The sequence below is a fragment of the Hylemonella gracilis genome, from assembly GCF_004328645.1.
Lineage (GTDB): Bacteria > Pseudomonadota > Gammaproteobacteria > Burkholderiales > Burkholderiaceae_C > Hylemonella > Hylemonella gracilis_B.
The window spans coordinates 3531829-3548953 of the sequence record NZ_CP031395.1 but is presented as its reverse complement, the minus strand read 5'-3'; the positions used below and the strand labels follow the sequence as shown (position 1 = coordinate 3548953).

General features: G+C 64.2%; 12 protein-coding genes and 1 tRNA gene. 7 read left to right on the top strand and 6 right to left on the bottom strand.

The window, feature by feature from the left end; translation table 11 throughout:
- The first annotated feature begins 131 nt into the window (after positions 1-131).
- Positions 132-2744 carry an AAA family ATPase gene (locus DW355_RS16475; protein WP_131281716.1) on the top strand — a complete coding sequence of 871 codons (2613 nt, stop codon included), beginning with the start codon at positions 132-134 and terminating at the stop codon, positions 2742-2744.
- A gap of 1366 nt (positions 2745-4110) precedes the next feature.
- On the opposite strand, the gene DW355_RS16470 is transcribed toward DW355_RS16475, so the two are convergent.
- The 5 genes from DW355_RS16470 to DW355_RS16450 all read right to left on the bottom strand — a co-directional run bounded on the left by DW355_RS16470 (position 4111) and on the right by DW355_RS16450 (position 9119).
- A tRNA-Ala gene (locus DW355_RS16470) sits at positions 4111-4186 on the bottom strand.
- A gap of 103 nt (positions 4187-4289) precedes the next feature.
- Entirely contained in the window at positions 4290-5552 is a 1263-nt protein-coding gene (locus tag DW355_RS16465; RefSeq protein ID WP_131281714.1) for a M20/M25/M40 family metallo-hydrolase, read from the bottom strand.
- A gap of 61 nt (positions 5553-5613) precedes the next feature.
- Complete coding sequence (gene uraD / locus DW355_RS16460) at positions 5614-7437, bottom strand: 2-oxo-4-hydroxy-4-carboxy-5-ureidoimidazoline decarboxylase (RefSeq protein WP_131281712.1); 1824 nt, start codon at positions 7435-7437, stop codon at positions 5614-5616.
- Between the two features lie 14 nt (positions 7438-7451).
- Positions 7452-8423 (bottom strand): allantoinase PuuE, encoded by a 972-nt coding sequence (gene puuE / locus DW355_RS16455; protein ID WP_131281710.1) that lies wholly within the window; start codon positions 8421-8423, stop codon positions 7452-7454.
- Positions 8424-8450: 27 nt separating this feature from the next.
- Positions 8451-9119: a GntR family transcriptional regulator gene (locus tag DW355_RS16450; RefSeq protein WP_131281708.1), complete on the bottom strand. Its 669-nt coding sequence runs from the start codon at positions 9117-9119 to the stop codon at positions 8451-8453.
- A 110-nt stretch (positions 9120-9229) separates the two neighbouring features.
- Between DW355_RS16450 and uraH the strand changes: the two genes are divergently transcribed.
- Positions 9230-9598 (top strand): hydroxyisourate hydrolase, encoded by a 369-nt coding sequence (gene uraH, locus DW355_RS16445; RefSeq protein WP_131281706.1) that lies wholly within the window; start codon positions 9230-9232, stop codon positions 9596-9598.
- 32 nt (positions 9599-9630) lie between these two features.
- Entirely contained in the window at positions 9631-10863 is a 1233-nt protein-coding gene (locus DW355_RS16440) for a urate hydroxylase PuuD (RefSeq protein ID WP_131281704.1), read from the top strand.
- Between the two features lie 77 nt (positions 10864-10940).
- Here DW355_RS16440 and gshA read toward each other — a convergent pair whose 3' ends face one another.
- Positions 10941-12569, bottom strand: coding sequence for a glutamate--cysteine ligase (gene gshA, locus DW355_RS16435; protein WP_131281702.1), 1629 nt, complete (start codon positions 12567-12569; stop codon positions 10941-10943).
- A gap of 194 nt (positions 12570-12763) precedes the next feature.
- Between gshA and DW355_RS16430 the strand changes: the two genes are divergently transcribed.
- The 4 genes from DW355_RS16430 to DW355_RS16415 all read left to right on the top strand — a co-directional run bounded on the left by DW355_RS16430 (position 12764) and on the right by DW355_RS16415 (position 17092).
- Positions 12764-13312, top strand: coding sequence for a 3'-5' exonuclease (locus tag DW355_RS16430; RefSeq protein WP_242671225.1), 549 nt, complete (start codon positions 12764-12766; stop codon positions 13310-13312).
- Between the two features lie 78 nt (positions 13313-13390).
- Complete coding sequence (locus DW355_RS16425) at positions 13391-15496, top strand: PAS domain-containing hybrid sensor histidine kinase/response regulator (RefSeq protein WP_131281700.1); 2106 nt, start codon at positions 13391-13393, stop codon at positions 15494-15496.
- Positions 15497-15518: 22 nt separating this feature from the next.
- The gene (locus DW355_RS16420; protein ID WP_242671224.1) at positions 15519-16160 is read left to right on the top strand and encodes an RluA family pseudouridine synthase; all 642 of its coding nucleotides are present in this window, start codon (positions 15519-15521) and stop codon (positions 16158-16160) included.
- 122 nt (positions 16161-16282) lie between these two features.
- Positions 16283-17092, top strand: a complete 810-nt coding sequence (locus DW355_RS16415; protein ID WP_131281697.1) for an SDR family NAD(P)-dependent oxidoreductase — start codon at positions 16283-16285, stop codon at positions 17090-17092.
- Positions 17093-17125 lie beyond the last annotated feature (33 nt).

The window sequence follows — 17125 nt, the reverse complement described above, 5'->3', positions numbered from 1 at the left end:
CCGCTATGGAGGATGATGAAGACACTGACTAATGTCTGCCTTTCAACCGATGTACAAATGAAATACCATCTTCAGGCCGGATAGCAGAACTAAATAACGCTGGAAACACCGCTAACAAGGGAGGTAGCAGGGTGACTATCCTTCAAGAGATTCATGCGTGGTCAAAGGGCCAGCCAGCCTGGCAACAAGACGCCATTGCACGCATCTACGCCAACCGCGAACTTGCAGCAGCCGATGTCGAAGACCTTTACGCCCTCGCAAAGGCAGAAACAGGCATCGAAGACCCGCAGATGCGAAGGCCTAAGGGGCTCGATGATGCCCAGGTTGCCACTCCGGCCGATCCGGCGCGGCTTGTGCAGCTCCTCGCGATCAAGGAGCTCTCAAACGTAAACGCCTTAGCTGTAGGAGGCAGCCTTCCGATCGCCCAGACTGGCCTGACAGTCATCTATGGCGAGAACGGTGCCGGAAAGTCAGGCTACTCGCGAATCCTAAAACACGCCTGCCGGGCCCGCGATCAGCGGGAAGCCATTCTGCCCGACGCGAAGCTCGATCCGGCGATAGCCGGCACCCCATCGGCTAAGTTCGAAGTGGCTGTCGAAGGTGCAAAAGTCGATCTAGCGTGGACGTTCGGAAGCCCGGCCCCGGAGCCCCTTTCGGAGATTGCCATCTTTGACACCCACTGCGCCCGCGCCTACATCGACAACCACGGCGACTTCGCGTATCGGCCTTATGGCTTGGACATATTGGAAAGTCTAGTGAGCCTTTGCGGCAAGCTCAGAGCGATGGCCAATCAGGAGAAGGCGGCCAACACCCCTAGTAATGCGGCCTACTCGGCCATCGCGGCCACGCAAACCGCCGCGGGCAAGGCATTGCTCGCCATTCCAGCCGCGACCAAATCAAGCGACATCGAAACGCTTGCTACGCTCACGGAAGCAGATCATGAGCGACTTGCGCTGCTTACCAAGACCCTGGCCGAAGCTGACCCCAAACAGAAGGCCCAAGCTCTCCGGCAGCTGGCGGGCCGGCTGCAAGAGCTCAGGGGCCGCATCGACCTCGCTGCCCCTCAAATCAACGATGTCAAGGTCGCAGCCCTGCGCGATCTCATCGACAAGTCGAAGGCGGCCAAGGCGGCAGCAGAGTTAGCCGCCTCCGACTTCAAGGCCGTTCAGGGTCAGTTGACGGGAACAGGCTGCGAGGAGTGGAAGGCGCTCCTTGAGGCCGCTCGAGAATTCGTGAAGACTTCGCATCCCGAGCATGCGCTGGGAGCACTGCCGAGTAGCGCACCATGCCCGTTGTGCCAGAACATGTTGAGAGATGAAGGAGCGGCGCGACTTGCACGCTTTGACGCGTTCATCCAACAGACTTCAGAAGCACAGGCGAAAGAGGCGCGGACCAAAGCTGAGGAAGCATACAAGGCAATTCGGGCTGCCAACCTGAATCTTCTGATCGGGGCCACTCTTGCTGAGGAACTAAAGGAGATTGACGCACACCTATCCAAGCAATGCTCCGCTCTGCAGGCGAGCTTCACAGCGAGACAAAAGCAAGCTCTTGAAGCTGCTGCCGGGAAGATGGACTGGGATCAAATTGAGGCGCTGCCCGATGACCCGCGAGCGACGCTTGTTAGCCTCGCAACAGATTTCATCGATCAAGCGAAGACCCTTGAGGCCACAACTGACGAAAAGGCGAAGGCCGTGATGACGCAAGAGAAGCTAGAGCTCGAAGCTCGCAAGCGGCTTGGCGAAGTCAAGGCGGCTGTTCTTGATGCCATCTCCAAGCATGAGTTGTGTCGTAAGTTGCAAGCATGCATCGATGGCATGGACACCCGTGGAATATCTCGGAAGTCCACAGATATCTCCCGCACGATGGCGAGTCAAGAGCTTGCCGACGCTCTAAACGCGGAGTTCAGCAGTCTAAAGGTTCATGAGCTGTATGTCGGTATGAAGCCCGAGTCGCCAGGCGGAAAGACTCAGTTCAAGCTGACGCTTCAACTGCCTGGCGGAGGAACACCCTCCGCAGTCCTCAGTGAGGGCGAGCAGCGCGCAATTGCCATCGCTTCGTTCTTGGCTGAAATCAAGTTAGGCAAAGGTCGCGGCGGTATCGTCTTCGACGACCCAGTTTCCTCGCTAGACCACCGCCGCCGATGGGAGGTGGCCGAGCGACTTGCAGTGGAGGCCAAGCAGCGACAAGTAATCGTCTTCACCCACGACATCTACTTCCTGGCCATTTTGGAACAAAAGGCCCATGCCATCGGCACGCCTCTGGTCATGAACTATATTCGCCGCTCCTCGCAGGGCTTTGGTGTCCACTCTGAAGACCTTCCCTTCGATGTCGCGAGCACCAAGGCTCGAGTTGGCCAGCTCCGACAAATGCTGGTGGAAGCGCAAAAGGCGAAGAAGGATGCCGATGACGACCGGCTTCGTATGGTGACGACCTCAACCTACGGAAAGCTGCGCCTAGCTTGGGAGCGCTGCGTCGAAGAGGTCCTGTTCAATGGCGTTGTCCAACGTTTCGGCGAAGGCATATCCACACAGAAGCTCAAGGCCGTCTTGGTGACTGACGACGACTACAAGAAAATCGAAGCTGGCATGTCCAAGAGTTCGAAGTTCGAGCACGATGCGGCATCGCCTGTGGGCCGCTTGCCCATCCCTGATCCCGACGAGCTGTCGGCGGACATCGAAAGCCTTGAGGTGTTCCGGGCAACCGTGGACAAGAGGAACAAGCAAGGAATCGCCGCGCGCGCGTGAGTCGGCCGGCGGGGGAAAGATATGCATCTTGGCATCTGCACTATCACTGGCCTTGTCTACGAAGGGATGGGCTCAGCCGACATCCCATCGATTCCAACGCCTAGCGTGACCCAAGCAAAACTGATCGCAGCGGAAGGAGATTGGCAGGACCTGCCGCGAGGACTGGCAGCCAATCCCTTGCGGTGGATATTTCGCGAAGACGCATTTGATCCCGTGACACGGACTCGGCGTGGTCGTCTCTACGAGCCCCAGCCGGGCCAGGGCCAGCCGAGCCAGCAGCGAGTCGGTCCGCACCCATACGAAGATCCAATGATGCGGCACGTTGGAGCCGGCGGCAAGGTTGCTAAGACTCTTTACACTTTCACGGCCTGCCATTCACTGCTAAACATGCCTAACCATGGGCAGGGAATGACACTGGCTCTGGGCGACGCAAGAGCTGCGTCCCCATGGCGGATCATCCAGACGGAGGCGCTGGCTAACGGATCCGTGATGGTCACACTCAAATCGCTCTCCGCCTTTGCCATCGTTCCTGCTGTGGACTACGCGCAAATCGCGCCTGAACACCGACCGCCCGTAGCCGAAGCGATAGACCGCCTGTTGAATTCGGCCTTTCGCGAGACTCCGACATCGGTGGTGGACCACTGCAGATCCGCGCTCACAGTCCTGATATCGCGTTGGCTTGTTCAATCCGGTCGCGAGAAGGATGACGCTCTTGCCCTCGATCTAGGGCCATTGGCGAAGCGCATGGAAGCAAACGAAATGACCTGTGTGGCCAACGCCGCCCAAATCGTGGCAAGGCTACACGCGAGGGGCAAACCCAATGAACAGCAAGCCCGCGGCCTACGTCCGCCTGAAGGGGGCGATGATGAATTTGCGTTGGAATCTGTAGGCCTTACTCTTAGAGAGTTCGGTTGGGCCGTTAGATAAGCGTCCGCTTTGTGGCTTAGAACCGTCTACCGTCAGTTCTACTGCCAACGGTAGCAGCCAGCCTTAGCCAGCCATCTACCCGGGGGATCTCTCGGATTCTGCTTGGGGCTGTATCACCACTGCGCTGCCTACAATTCGTCGGGTAACGACGTGGAAGCAATTCTGTTCCGCTTGGAACCATAACCGTGCCGAAACCGAGCCAATTTGAAGCCCTGGCGTGACGCGGCCCCAAATGTGCGCGGGAAGAGCATCAGCGCCTAAGTTATTGAATTGCATGGATTTTCTGTCTGACGCAGCGCATGCGATGCGGGTCAGTGGATTCTGGCGAGCGGCCAAAATCGCCGGAAGCAAAACCGTTCCGGCCCAAAAAGAAGCATAAGCGTTCCGAAGCGGAACATTTATGGTTCCAGCGACATCAGTGTTGTCGCTCAGTGATCGGTGGTGGAGAGGATGAGGATCGAACTCACGACCTCCGCATTGCGAACGCGGCGCTCTCCCAGCTGAGCTACCCCCCCACGAGCGGAGCGAATTCTAGCAAAACCCGGCGGCCTTCAACGCGGCGGTGCCGCGTCCTGGCCACTCAATTCACTTGCTTCGACTCGGCGTCCTCTCACCTCTTCAGCTCAGCAGGTCATGCAAGGTGCGGGCGATGACCTGGGTGGCGCGTTTCAGGTCGGCGAGCACGATGTGTTCGTCCGCGCGCTTGGCGTTGCTCTCGCGCACGGTGCGCGGGCCGGCGCCATAGATCACACCAGGGATGCCGCGCTCCACATAGAGGCGCACGTCGGTGTAAAGCGGGGTGCCCAGGGCGGGGATGGGTTCACCAAAAATTTCCTGCCCATGCTTTTGCAAGGCCGCGACCAGGGGCTGGTTGCCGGGCAGGGGCTGCATGGCGCGGGCCAGCAGCATGCGCTTGACGTCCACGCGGATGCCCTTGCCGCCGCGCGGTGGGGTGTAGGTTTGGGCAGCCTGGGCGATGGTGGCGCGCAGATCGGCTTCCACCTGCGTCGGGTCTTCCTCGGGGATCATGCGGCGGTCGAGTTTGAAGACGACCTTGCCGGGCACAACGTTGGTGTTCGTGCCGCCTTCGATCAGGCCGATGTTCAGGTAGGGGTGGCTGATGCCTTCAACCTTAGACTTGACTTTGAGGTAGTCGGCGTTGAGCTGGTAGAGCGCGCCCAAGATATGCGTGGCACCCTGCAAGGCGTCGACGCCGCTGTCGGGTATGGCCGCGTGGGACATCTCGCCTTGCACCGTCACTTCGAGTTGCAGGCAGCCGTTGTGCGCGGTGACGACCTGGTAGCTGAAGCCGGCGGCCATCATCAGGTCGGGTTTTGTGTGACCGTTTTCCAGCAGCCAGCCGGGGCCGAGTTCACCGCCGAATTCTTCGTCGTAGGTGAAGTGCAGTTCCACTGTGCCTCGTGTCGGCTTGGTCACGGCTTCGAGCGCGCGCACCGCGTGCGTGAAGCTGGCGAAGTCGCTCTTGCTGACGGCAGCGGCGCGGCCGTAGAGCTTACCGTTCTCGATCTCGCCACCATACGGGTCATGCGTCCAGCCCTCGCCGGGCGGCACGACGTCCCCATGGGCGTTGAGGGCGACGATCGGATGGGACGTCTCGGGGCCACCGCTACCGTAGCGCCGCCGCACGATGAGGTTGGTGACGCTCTGCAGGCCCGCGGCCCGCACCTCGGCCTGCGGCACGGGGAAGGCCTCGACCTCCCAGCCCCAGGCGCGCAGCAGCTCGGCCGTGCGTTCGGCGTGCGGGGCATTGTTGCCAGGTGGCGTGTCGGTGGGCACGCGCACCAGCTGTTGCAGGAATGCGGTTTCTTCGTCGAAGTGCTGCTCGACCCAGCGGTCGAGGGCCTGGTAGATGGTGTTCATGGAATGACCTTGGTGCTACGCGTCGTGGCGCGCGCTCGCGGGGAATGGCCCGACGCGTTGCTCATGCGAGCTGCGTCAGGAGGTGTTGAAAGGCCCGCACCGCGAGGTCCATGTCCTCGGCGGTGCTGGATTCCAGCGGGTTGTGGCTGATGCCGTTGTTTTCGCCGCGCACGAACAGCATCGCCTGGGGCAGGATGTCGTGCAGCTTCATCGCGTCGTGGCCGGCGCCGCTGGGCAGGCGCAGCACGGGCAGGCCCTGCGCGGCCACGGCGGCTTCCCAGCGGGCCTGCCATTCGGGGCTGCTGGGCGCGGCGCTGGCGCGCATGGTTTCTTCCAGTGTGTAGCGCAGGCCGCGCCGTTCGCAGATGGCCCGCAGGCCCTCTTGCGCATCGGCCAGCAGGGCGTCACGCTGGGCGTCGGTGGGCGCGCGCAGATCCAGGCTGAAACGGCAGCGGCCGGGCACGACGTTGATGGAGCCGCTGGGCACCTCGAGCTTGCCCACGGTGCCCACGGATCCTCGATGGCGATGCGTCGCGGCCTGCTCCACATGCAGGATGAGTTCGGCCACGGCCGCTGCCGCATCCGCTCGCATGGACATGGGCGTGGTGCCGGCATGGCTGGCCAGGCCGATGACCTCGCCCAGCAGACGCACACTGCCGTTGATGGAGGTGACCACGCCCAGGGGGAGTTGTTGCTGATTCAGCACCGGCCCTTGTTCGATGTGCACTTCCACGAAGCCCAGGTAACGCACCGGGTCACGCCGCAAGGCGCTGATGGCGTCCAGGGTGCCGGGCAGGCCCGCGGCCTGCATGGCCGCGCGCATGGTGATGCCCGCGGCGTCTTGCTGCTCCAGCCAAGTGGGGTCGAAGCTGCCGGTGAGCGCGCTGGAGGCCAGGAAGGTGGCCTTGTAGCGTTGGCCTTCCTCCTCGGCGAAGGCCACGATCTCCAAAGCATGGGGCAGGCGCTTTTTCTGGGCATGCAGTTGTTGCACACAGGCCAGGGGCACGTAGATGCCCAGGCGCCCGTCGTACTTGCCGCCGTTGTGCACGGTGTCGTAGTGGCTGCCGGTGAGCAGCGTCTTGGCATCCGGCCCGGAAACTGGATTGCCGGTTTCCCATCCTTCGCCTTCGTAACGCCCCACCACATTGCCCACGGCGTCGATGGTCACGCTGTCGCAGCCCGCCTCGCGCATGGTTTGGGCGATCTGGGTGGCGCAGGCGCGGTGCGCCTCGCTGAGGTAGGTGACGGTGAGTTCGCCACGCGCCAAGTAGTCTGGCTCGCCGTGCGCGGCCAGGGTTTCCTGCCAGTCCCAGACGCGTTGGCCGAGCGCCGGGTGGAATGGGGATGAGGTGCCGAATTTGTCTTGCAGGCGCAGCTCGGCGATGCGGTGGATCTGCCGGATGCTCTCGGACCGCTCGGCGTCGGGGTGGCCGTGCAGGCGACGCTCGAAGGTGGCGATGATCTGCTGACGCGTCAGCCCCGTGCCGCGCGGGCCGCGCACAGCCAGGATGAAGGGCCAGCCGAAGCGGGCTTTGTAGTCGGCGTTCAACTTCTGCAGCGTGGCAAATTCCTCGGGCGTGCAGTGGGTCAGGCCCGCGGTGCTCTGTTCGTGGTTGGACTCGGCGGTCAACGTGCGGGCGATGGCTGCCTTGCTGGCGAGTTCGGGGTGGGAGCGGATCAGCGCCACCTCCGCCGCGCCTTGCGTGGCCTGGCCTTCGGCTTCGAGCACGCGGATGCAGGCCTGCTGCAGTGCTGCCAGCGTGGCGAACGGTCTTTGAGCGAGCGCCCGTTCGACGATCCAGGGCGAGTGCTCGTAAAGGCCGTCCAGCAGGGCGCAGGCTTGTGGCAGCGGCGGGGTGTTGAGCTGTTCGAGGGTGAGTGACATGGCGTGTCTTTGCCTCAGGTGGGGCAGGGGTAGTTCTGGCGCCAGTGTCGCGCGATATCGATGCGCCGCGTGATCCACACCTTCTCTTTGCCCTGGATGTAATCCAGAAAGCGCTGCAGCGCCGTGATGCGCCCAGGCCGGCCCAGCAGGCGGCAGTGCATGCCGATGCTCATCATCTTGGGCCGGTCCAGCCCTTGCGGATCGCCTTCGGCGTAGAGCGTGTCGAAGCTGTCCCTCATGTACTGGAAGAAGGGATCGGCGTGCGAATACCCCTGAGGCAGGGAAAAGCGCATGTCGTTGACGTCCAGCGTGTAGGGCACGATGAGCTGGTGGGCGTCCGTGCCGTCGGTCTTGCGCACCTTCATCCAGAAGGGCAGGTCGTCGCCGTAGTAATCGCTGTCGTACTCGAAGCCACCGTGATCGGCGACGAGGCGGTGCGTGTTGGGGCTGTCGCGGCCCGTGTACCAGCCCAGCGCATGGATGGGCGCTTTCGACGGCTGATGGGCGCCGAGCAGTTGGCGCATGATGGCCATGGCTTCGGCCATGTGCGCGCGTTCGATGCTTTCGTCCAGGTTTTGGTAGTGGATCCACTTGAGGCCGTGGCAGGCGATCTCATGGCCCAGCTCCGCGAAAGCTGCGCAGACTTCGGGTGAGCGCTGCAGGGCCGTGGCTACGCCGAAGACGGTGAGTGGCAGTCGGCGCTGCTCGAACTCGCGCAGGAGGCGCCACACGCCTTGACGCGAGCCGTACTCATAGATGCCGTCCATGCTCATGTGCCGGGCCGGGAAGGCGGCGGGGTTGAACATCTCGGAGAGGAAGGTCTCAGAGGCCGGATCGCCATGCAGCACATGGTTCTCACCGCCTTCCTCGTAGTTCAGCACGAATTGCACGGCGACGCGCGCCCTGCCGGGCCAGCGCGCGTGCGGCGGATTGCGGCCGTAGCCGGCGAGGTCGCGGGGGTAGGCGGCGGTGCTGTCGTAGATCATGGGTGGCGTGGGGCGGAGGTCGCTGGATCAGGCCAGGGCCTGGGCGATGTCGTGGCTGGGCGGGCGGCGGGTGAAGGTGAGGTTGTCCATCACATGGCTCAGGTGCTCGTCCATCAGTCGAACGGCAAGGTCTTCGTCCTTGGCGGCCAGGGCCTTGACGATTTCCAGGTGCTCGTCGTTCGAGTGCTCGGCCGCGCTGCGGGTCTGGTAGACCAGGGTGATGAGCGCGCAGCGCGAAATGAGCTCACCCAGCATGTCGGCCAGCACCTGGTTGCCCGTGAGTTCGGCCATGCGCACGTGGAAATCGCCCAGCAGTTCGTTGCGGCTGGGCACGTCGTTGGCGGAGACGGCTTTTTTCTCCTCCGCCACATGGGCGCGCAGGACCTTGAGTTTGGCCGGTGTGATCTCGCGAATCAGGGTGCGCACCATTTCGAGCTCCAGCATGCGGCGCACCGCGAAGACCTGCTGCGCTTCTTCCACCGAGGGGCTGGCGACAAAGGCGCCACGCGCTGGTTCCAGGCGGATGAGGCGGTGCTGGGAGAGTTGGAACAGGGCCTGGCGAATCAGCGTACGCGACACGCCGAAATGGTCGGCCAGCTTCTGTTCGGCCAGTTTGGCGCCTGGGTGCAGACGGTGCTCGACGATGGCGCGGGTCAGCGATTCGACGATGTGGTGGGTGCTGCTGGAGGTTTCCATGAAGCTTGGGTCGAGACAGCGAGTCAAATTGTATACACTTTGATGAACCGGCTCGGTTCTTGCTGTGGTTCATGGAGCAAGAACTGTGCGCAAAAACGGAAAGGACAGGTATGGGCCTCAGTACCCATGTACTCGACACCATGCACGGCACCCCCGCAGGGGGCATGGCAGTGGCACTTTTTCATGTGAAGAAGGATGCGAACGCGGGCGAGCAGGCCGTGCTGGTGAAGCGTTTCACCCTGGACGCCAACGGCCGCAACCCGGATGGCCTGCTGTACGGCCACGACGAATTACTGGCCGGGCGTTACCGCCTGAGTTTTGACGTGCGGGCCTATTTTCTGGCCCGTGGCGTGGCACTGCCTGAGCCGGCCTTTCTGGACGTCGTGCACATCGATTTCGGCGTGGCCGAACCTCGTCAGCACTACCACGTGCCCTTGCTCGTCAGCCCCTGGAGCTACTCGACCTACCGGGGCAGCTGAGCCGGTAGGTCTGGAAAGAAATACGGATTCTCATGGACGCTTATCTGCTCGACTGGGCCAACCTGCTGCTGCGCTGGCTGCATGTCATCGTCGCGATCGCCTGGATCGGTTCCTCCTTCTATTTCGTCTTCCTGGACAGCAGCCTCACGCCGCCCGACGACGAAAAGCTGCGTCGCGAGGGCGTGACCGGCGAACTCTGGGCCGTGCACGGCGGTGGCTTCTACCACCCGGTCAAGTACGCGGTGGCACCGCCCGTGCTGCCGTCTCACCTGCACTGGTTCTACTGGGAGAGCTATGCCACTTGGCTCAGCGGCTTCGCGCTGTTCCTGGTGTCCTACCTCTGGAGTCCCGGCATCTACCTGATCGATCCTCGGGTGCTGGACTGGCAGGCACATGGCTCGCAGTGGGCGGCGGTTGCGGCGGCGCTGGCTTTTCTGGTGGTGTTCTGGCTGCTCTACGACGGCATCTGCCGCGTCGTGGCGCGTTCCCATGGCATTGGGGGCAAGGGCGATGCCATCGTGGGCGTCTTGGTCGCGTTGTTGGTGGCCTGCGCGGCCTGGCTGGCCTGCCAGCTCTTCGCGGGGCGTGCGGCGTTTTTACTCATGGGCGCGATGATCGCGACCACCATGAGCGCCAACGTGGCGCACTGGATCATTCCCGGCCAGCGCAAGGTGGTGGCCGCACTCAAGGCCGGCTTGCCGGTCGATCCGATCCACGGCCAGCGCGGCAAGCAGCGCAGCGTGCACAACACCTACTTCACGCTGCCGGTGCTGTTCGCGATGCTGAGCAACCACTACAGCTTCACCTACGCACACGAATGGAACTGGCTGTTCCTGATCGCCATCATGGCGGCGGGCGCGGCCATCCGCCAGTTCTTCGTGCTGCGCCATGGGTACAAGCTTGGGCGCAACGCGCACCCCTGGCCCTATGCGCTGGCGGGCGTGGTGGTCTTGCTGGCGCTCATCGTCTGGCTGCGGCCCGCGCCGCCGGCCGTCCCTGTCGCGCAGTCGGCACCAGTGGCTGCGCCGACCTTGGCCGAGGTGCAGGCCGTGCTGACCCAGCGTTGCGTGATGTGTCACGGCGAGGCCTTGCAATCCAAGGGCCTGCGTTTCGATCGCGTCGAAGACGTGCGCCAGCACGCGGTGCTGATCCATCAGCAGGCCGTGGTGACGCGGCAGATGCCGTTGAACAATGCCACCGGCATGACCGACGTGGAACGCGCCCTGCTCGCGCGCTGGTTCCAGATGGGGGCTGCGGTACGCTGAACCACAGGCCGAGTCAGGGCTCGGTGGTGACCAACCGCCGGCCTGTCGCGATCCGGGGTCGGAGGATCAGTCCGGGATCAGGCTGCAACCGGGCTGACGGGCGTGGGCTGCCCCAGCCGCGATGCTGAGACGTACAGCTTGCGAAATTCTTCGAAAGGCAGGGTGTCTGCGGCTTCGATGGCGGCCTGCTCATGCACGGAAGTCTGGGCCATGGTTTCGTAGCGGGCCTGCTGCGCGGCCTCCCACGGGCGATTCAGCAGATCGGCGCGCGTGGCATGCGAGCGGGCGCGCACGAATTCCAGGAAAGAGCCGTCATGGTCTTCCTCGACGGCACGCAGTACGCGAGCCGAGGGCAGCGAGGCGGGGTCAAGCACCGCGTCACGTGCCGCCTGGAGCGCGGCGCTGTATTCCGTGCAGGCGTGGGCCGCGTCGAGTTGCGCGGCCAGTGGGGCGCAGGCATCCAGCAATTCCAGCGCCCAATCGCGCAAGGATGTGGCCTGCCGGCCGTTGCGCCAGAGTTGCAGGCCGGGTTCACGGCCGCGCGCCGCCGTCAGGTGCTGGTTGCGTCCGATTTCGGCGATTTCCTGGGGTGTGTCCGGCGGGCTGGCGCTGCTCAGGCAGTGCAGCAGGAAGACGTCCAGGAAGCGCAGGGTGCGTGCATTGATGCCGATGGGCTCGAAAGGGTCGAGGTCGAGCAGGCGCACTTCCACGTACTCCACGCCGCGTTCGCGCAGCGCGTGCAGCGGGCGTTCGCCTTGGAAGATGGTGCGCTTGGGGCGGATGGTGCCGTAGAACTCGTTCTCGATCTGCAGCAGGCTGGTGGCCAGCTGGATGTAGTCCCCGCCGGGGTTGAGCACGCCCAGGGCTTCGTAGGCAGGCCAGGGGCGCGTCAGCGCGTCGTGCAGCGAAGCCGCGTAGCTTTCCAGGCTGTTGTAGCTGACCGCCAGCGAGGCCTGGGCCTCGCTCTGATAACCAAGCTTGCCCATGCGCAGCGAGGTTCCATATGGCATGTGCAGCGTGCCTTCTCCGTGCGGTCGGGAGCTGCCATGACCGGCATCTCGGTCAGAGCCGGAACGCAAGGGCTCCAGCTCGTGCGGTCGACCCTGCACGAAGTCGCCGTGCAGCGCGGGCGAGGCACCGAAGAGGTAGAGCAGCAGGAAAGCATGGCGGCGGAAGTTGCGGATCAGGCCGAAATAGTCCTCATTGCCGGTGCCGGGCAGGGACCAGTTGTAGTGGATGCCACTGATGGTCTGCATGCGCCGCCCGTAGCGATGGCCCAGGCCCATGCGGTAGACGCTCTTGGCACGGCCGATGTTGGATGACCCATAACGGCCGAGCGGAATCGTTTCGTCAGTGGGCAGCACGCAGGGCATGCTGCTGACCCAGAGCATCTCGTCGCCACAGGCCGAGCGCAGGGTACGGTAGGTGTATTGGTGAATCTCACCCAGCTCGGCCAGGCAGGCGTCCACGTCGGCATGCACGCCGGTGATGAGCTCGACTTGGGATTCCGAGTAGTCGGTGGTGATGCGCGGGTGCGTGAGCGCGGAGCCGAGCAACGCCGGGTGGGGCGTGAGCGCGAGCGAGCCGCCCGGCAGGGCGCGCAGGCTCTCCTTCTCGATGCCGCGGCGCATGCCGCGCAGGCGCTCAGGGCTCCATCCAAGGGAGTGGCCGGCGTCGGAATTTTGGGAAGTGGTGACAGAGGACACGGGGAACGACTGCGGCGGTTATGTTGTTGGTCTTGTAGGAAAGGTCATGCATCGTGCGTGATGCCGCAAGTTAACACAGAGGGCATACACCTTGCAGGCACCGGGCCGATCCGGGCAAGTCCTCAAGCCCCTTGATGCGTTTCAGGCATGGCTTATGCATACAAGGTGCGCCGTATGTCGGGAGTGAACAGGCCATGCCGCCGCAACGCATGAAGGATGATCCAGGAGACACGCCCTCCGCGGGGACGGCGTCGGCCCTGCCTGTCGTGATGGATCTGGAGGCTTCCGGTTTTGGCCGCAATGGCTATCCCATCGAAGTCGGGTATGCGATGGGAGACGGACGCCTGTTTTGTTCCCTCATCCGTCCCGAACCGGACTGGACGCATTGGGATCCGATGGCCGAGCGCCTGCATCGCATTCCGCGCCGCCTGCTGACGCAGCACGGGCGCAGTCCGCTGGAGGTCAGTCAACTGCTCAACAACACCTTGCAGGGGCGCACGGTGTATTCCGATGGCTGGGCGCATGACTATCCCTGGCTGGCCCTGCTGTTCGACGCGGCGGGGCTGCGGCCGCACTTCAAGCTGGAGAACCTGCGCGCGCTGCTGCGTGAAGACGAGGCCGACCGCTGGCATGCGGTCAAGCAGCAGGTGGCGCGCGAGCGCGGCGGGCAGCGGCATCGGGCCAGCGCGGACGCCCGCCTCTTGCAGCTCAGTCTGGCCCGGGTGCGGGAAGGCCGGCGCTAGCAAAAGGCATTGGCTTGGGCGGGCGCGGTTCCGCGGCGATAATTCCCGGACACCCGCATCCCATGCGATTGCCTGTTTATGTCGTCACGGCGGACCTTGCCCAAGCTCATTGAAGACCTGCGCGCCTACCAGGCCGACCTGGAGGCGCGCAATACCGCGCTGGAGTACAGCCGCGTCGCCGCCGAGGGCGCGTCCGAGCGCTTCGAGTCGCTCTTTTCGAACGTGCCACTGGCGCTGATGGTCGTCGACGAAGACGGCATGATCGAGCAGAGCAACACCATGGCGCTCAAGCTATTCCGGCCACTGGAGGCCGATCCGCCGCTGACCTACCTGCAGCCGCTGGTCACTTCCAACCACGTGAAGCGGGTGCAGCAGGCCCTGGACGCGGCGCGCCTGCACGGCCAGAGTGGCGCGACCGAGGTGGTTTTCCTCAGTGGCCTGCAGGCCCGCTTCACGGGTGACCTGCACATCGCGCGCATCCGCTACAGCAGCGACAAGGACATGTCGCACTTCGTCTGCGCCGTCATCGACCAGGGGCCCTTGCTCAACGAGCGTCGCGCGCTGCTGGAAGGCCGCCGCGCGCTGCAGGAAAGCGCGCAAGCCCTGCGCAAGCGCAACGAGGAACTGCTGCTGTCGGAAAACCGGCTGGCGGCCGTGATCAACTCGTCGCTCGATGCCATCGTCTGCGTGGACGATGCGCAGTGCATCACCGTGTTCAACCCCGCCGCCTCGGCCTTGTTCCAGTGCCCGCCAGAACAGGCACTGGGGGCGTCGCTGGCGCACTTCCTGCCCGACGCCATCGAGGCCATCGCCTCCACGCTGGTCTCCACCCAGGCCATCCTGGGCGAGGTCAGCGGTCGCACGGCGGCCGGCTTGCCGCTGACGCTGGAAGTCAGCGTCTCGCGCGAGCGACAGCCCGACGGGCAGGGCGACATCACCACCATCTTCGCGCGCGACCTCACCGCGCGCCGCCAGGTGGAGGCGCAGCGCAACGTGCTGGAGGTGCAACTGCGCGAGGCGCACAAGATGCAGGCCATCGGCACCATGGCCGGCGGCATCGCGCACGACTTCAACAACATTCTGTCCGCCATCCTGGGCAATGTGATGCTGGCGCGGCAGGATCTGCCTCCGGACGCGTCCGCGCAGGTCAGCCTGGCCGAGATCGAGAAGGCTGGCCGGCGCGGGCGAGACCTGGTGCGGCAAATCCTGACCTTCAGCCGCAATGAGCCGCCTCGGCGTCGTCCCCTGCATCTGGCCGAGGTTGTGCAGGAATCCATGCGGCTGATGAAGGTGACCCTGCCGCCCGCCGTGGACCTGCAGCTCAACCTGCTGGAGACGCCGCCGGTGCTTGCCGATGCGACTCAGGTCGAGCAGGCGCTGATCAACCTCTGCACCAACGCCGTCCACGCCCTCGGTGGTGCGCCCGGCGTGGTCAACATCACGCTCACCTCGGTCACGCCGGACAAGCGCGAGTGCCAGCGTCTGGGCTTGTCGGCCGGGCGCTACGTGATCCTGGCGGTGCGCGATACCGGCAGTGGCATGGACGCGGAAACGGTGCAGCGCATCTTCGAGCCATTTTTCACCACCAAGCCGGTGGGGCAGGGCACCGGCCTGGGCCTGGCCGTGGTGCACGGCGTGATGCGTTCGCACCTGGGCGCGGTGGACGTCCGCAGTCGCCTGGGCGAGGGCAGCGAATTCACCTTGTATTTTCCCGCCGCCAGCAGCCAGGCCGCGGTGACCGCCGCTGAACCCGCGCGCATGCAGACCGTGATGGGCTTTGGCCAGCATGTGATGTACGTGGACGACGACCAGGCCTTGGCTTTCCTGGTAGATCGCGTGCTGAGCCGGCGCGGCTTCAAGATCAGCGTGTTCACCGATCCCCTGTCCGCCCTGGCCGCGCTGCGAGAGCAGCCGCAAGCCTATGACCTGCTGATCACCGACTACAACATGCCCGGCTACAGCGGCGTGAGTCTGCTGCAGGAGGCGCGTCGCATCCGGCCCAAGCTGCCCATGGCGCTGACCTCGGGTTATGTGACACCCGAGATCGAGGTACAGGCCATGGCCGCCGGCGCACGGGCGCTGATCCTTAAGCCCAACGATGTGTCCGAGCTGTGCGACACCGTGCAACGGCTGATCCAGGGTGTGCAAGGCTCGGGGGCCGATTCCGGTGGAAAGCGGCATTGAGGTCGTCGAAGATCTGACTGTGGTGCACGAGGACGACGATGTCGTCGTGCTGGACAAACCCGCCGGTCTGCTGTCCGCGCCCGGTCGTGGCGTGGGTAAACAAGATTGCCTGGTCGCGCGTGCGCAGTCGCGCTGGCCCGATGCATTGCTGGTGCACAGGCTGGACCAGGCCACGTCCGGTCTGCTGCTGCTTGCGCGCGGGCCGGAGGTGCATCGGACTTTGAGCACATGCTTCGCGGCGCGCGAGGTGCGCAAGCGCTACGAGGCGGTGGTCGATGGCTGGGTGCGTGGCATGCCAGGACGCGAGGACGAGGGCGAGATCACCCTGCCGCTCATGGCCGACTGGCCCCGGCGCCCAAGGCAGAAGGTGGATGAGCAAGGCAAGCCCAGCATGACCCGATGGCAGGTTCTGACGCGACAGGGCGATGCCGGTACAGGTGTTGCGTGCGCAACGCGGCTGGCGCTGTTTCCGGTCACCGGCCGTTCCCATCAACTGCGCGTGCACCTGCAGGCGATCGGTCATCCCATTCTGGGAGATGCCTTGTACGCCGATGCCGCCAGCCTCGCGCGCAGCCCGCGCCTCTTGTTGCACGCCTGCGAACTGTCCTTGGCCCATCCTCGTACCGGCGCGCTTACCATGTGGCAAAGTCCTGCGCCGTTCTGATGCATGCGTTTGGGGAACATTTGAACATTCCGCATTTGCATGCCGTGCGGATGGATCCTCCGGTTTAATCCGGCCGGTATTCTTGATTCAATCTGGAAGTGAATCCCTGTCGGGAGTCTGCCATGCACAAAATGGATCTGATCGTCTTGACTGGTGCCACGCGCGGCCTCGGCCTCGCCATGGCCGGACAACTCATCGCGCAATACGACCCCGGGCATCCCGACCAGCGACACCTGCACTTGCTGTGCATTTCGCGAGGCGTCAACGACACCTTGGCCGACCAGGCGCAGCAAGTGCGAAAGACGGGCTTTACCCTGATGCAGTGGCCCCTGGACTTGAGCCGCAGCACGGAGGCTGGCAATGCGCTGGCGCGTTGGCTGCGTGAGCAAGATGGTCGCAGCTACGCCAGCGCCACGCTGATCAATAACGCGGGCGTGATACCGGGTATCGCTCCCTTGTCGGCGCTCACGCCCGAGGAGATTTCTCAGGCGCTGCGCGTGGACCTGGAGGCGCCGATGGCCTTGAGCGCGGCCTTTCTCGGCGCCACAGAGCGTTGGGCCGAGGAGCACGGCACGCAGCGCAAGATCCTCAACGTCTCCTCCGGCCTGGGGCGCAGACCCATGGCTTCGCAAGCGGTCTATTGCGCGGCCAAGGCAGGGCTGGACCACTACACCCGGTGCCTCGCTCTGGAGGAGGCGCGCAAGCCCCGTGGGGCCAAGGTTTGCGCGCTCGCACCGGGCGTGATCGACACCGACATGCAGGCCCGCTTGCGCGGCGCCAACGCGGCGGCATTTCCTGACCGTGAGCGCTTCAATCTACTGCAAAGCACGGGCTTGCTCGACAGCCCGGCGGTGGCGGCGCGCAAGGTGCTGGCATGGTTGGACCGGGAGGACTTCGGCCACGAGGTGGTGGCCGACGTCCGCGATGACTAGGGATACTCTCCACACGTTGTCGGAAGTTGTGAC